We start from the raw sequence: 1,122 nt of genomic DNA, 5'->3' as shown, positions 1-1,122 counted from the left end.
AAGCATCGATCGATGGAATATAAAGCTCAGCCTAGTAGTAGCCGCTTTCCAGCTTGTCAATCTATATCTGATCATCAAGAAACAAAGTTAAAAATCGAGAAATTGGAAATCCGATTTCAAGAAACAATGGAAAAAGCAGTACGCCATATACAAAAATTAAATAGACAGATGGATAAAAAATATGGAACAAAAAGTAATGATGATGACTATCATTGAAATTCAAAGATATTCCATCGTTTAATATGTTTTTATTAGTTATATTCTTTATTTATTTACATATATAAACAGATTGCAAATAATTTTTGAAATTCATTGATGCCTTCTAATATTATCCATGAGTTTATTAAAAAAGTTGATAATATTTGGTAGAATACTGAAATGAATCAAATAATGAAATGCTTACTTGTAAATCTGAAAGAGTTAACTCATATTAATTTTGAGTGTATATAGTAATTTATATTCCTACTTACATAAACGGGAGGAAAAACTAGAAATTATGAATTTGCATATGTTAAAAAGTGAAGATTTTCTTCAACTTGAATGCCCTCTGGAAGGGAGCATAGACGAAGGCTTTTTTCAGAAATGTGCTGTTCGTAAAAAAAGAGAAGATTGATTTTATATAATTCATGCATTTTCTTCCATGAAATTCTCTCGTATTTGCTTGAATCAGAAAATTTTACAATAAAATCTGGGAAATTGGAGTTTTCTCTTTTTTTCATTCCTAAAACAGTTTCAATTGACCTTTTCGTTTGTGTTTTTAAGATTTGATCTTTACTATTTCCTTCTTCTAATTGAACTTCTTTCACTCGTTTCGGGGACGCCTTTTCAGGCTTAACAGGTAAAGGGCTTGACTTTTGTATTTGGTTTGATTCTGAGACTGGAACATCTTCTATTTTTTCATTCTCGTAGTTATTTGCATTTTTAAAGTTTTCTTCATCCATGGCTTTTTGCTGCCTCCGAATAGACTTCTTTATTTTCCTTTTCTTTATTTTTTTTGGCCTTGAATTATAAAGATCAAGAACATCCTTAGCTTTTTCAAGCATTACTTTTTCTGAAATCCACCGCGTGAAAGTTTTCTCTCCTAAATTAAACGAAACTTTATATTTGTGGATATCCTTAAAC

General features: G+C 29.6%; 2 protein-coding genes. One reads left to right on the top strand and one right to left on the bottom strand.

Features of this window, described 5'->3' with window-relative positions:
* Window positions 1–216: hypothetical protein (locus QZ306_RS10485; RefSeq protein ID WP_295163648.1), on the top strand; the 216-nt coding region annotated here is incomplete at its 5' end.
* A gap of 278 nt (window positions 217–494) precedes the next feature.
* Here QZ306_RS10485 and QZ306_RS10480 read toward each other — a convergent pair.
* Window positions 495–1,043: a hypothetical protein gene (locus QZ306_RS10480; protein ID WP_295163647.1), complete on the bottom strand. Its 549-nt coding sequence runs from the start codon at window positions 1,041–1,043 to the stop codon at window positions 495–497.
* Between the last annotated feature and the right edge of the window lie 79 nt (window positions 1,044–1,122).

The organism is uncultured Brachyspira sp. (assembly GCF_910588665.1).
In the GTDB taxonomy this organism is placed as follows: Bacteria; Spirochaetota; Brachyspiria; order Brachyspirales; family Brachyspiraceae; genus Brachyspira.
The sequence above is the reverse complement of the archived record's forward strand: the minus strand, read 5'-3'. Positions and strand labels throughout refer to the sequence as shown.

Coding starts and splice junctions, on each gene's coding strand:
- QZ306_RS10480 (WP_295163647.1), bottom strand. CDS start 1,043: ATGCTTGAAAAAGCTAAGGATGTTCTTGATCTTTATAATTCAAGGCCA.